This window comes from Bradyrhizobium sp. SRL28, assembly GCF_018596315.1.
Taxonomy (GTDB): Bacteria; Pseudomonadota; Alphaproteobacteria; order Rhizobiales; family Xanthobacteraceae; genus Bradyrhizobium.
Genome location: NZ_JAHEAG010000241.1, coordinates 1 through 381 on the forward strand (window position 1 = coordinate 1; position 381 = coordinate 381).

Below are 381 nucleotides of genomic sequence, written 5' to 3' on the forward strand. Positions count from 1 at the left end.
AGCTGCGCCGGATCATGGACACCAGTTTGCGCAAACTTGATGATCTTCGTCGCAATCATTTCCGTTAGAGGGTCGTCGCGATCCTTGACGCAGAGGGTGCGCAACGCTTGCTCGTATGCCTCTATGATGCAGTTAACCTCTTTCGGCCCCAGCCCTAACGCAGAGTTCTCTAATAGGCGAAAAATAGCCATTTCTATTTGAACCGATCTTGGTGCTTGGGAGCCGAGGTCAGCCACTCGATCATACGAGAAGCTGTTTCGGCTCGGCGGGCTTTACGAACCAGGAGCTCGCGCTCAAACCCCGGTGGGGTACCTTGAGCTTCCTTGCGCAACTGCGTTGCCTCCATTGCAAGGCGTTCTTTAAGGGATGTAGATTGTTTGA

At 53.3% G+C, this 381-nt stretch carries 2 protein-coding genes; both read right to left on the bottom strand.

The features are described 5' to 3' along the window. The coding region (locus KIP88_RS46180; RefSeq protein WP_214494679.1) for a hypothetical protein at positions 1–191 on the bottom strand (191 nt) is incomplete at its 3' end. 2 nt (positions 192–193) lie between these two features. Further along, the coding region (locus tag KIP88_RS46185) for a hypothetical protein (RefSeq protein WP_214494680.1) at positions 194–381 on the bottom strand (188 nt) is incomplete at its 5' end.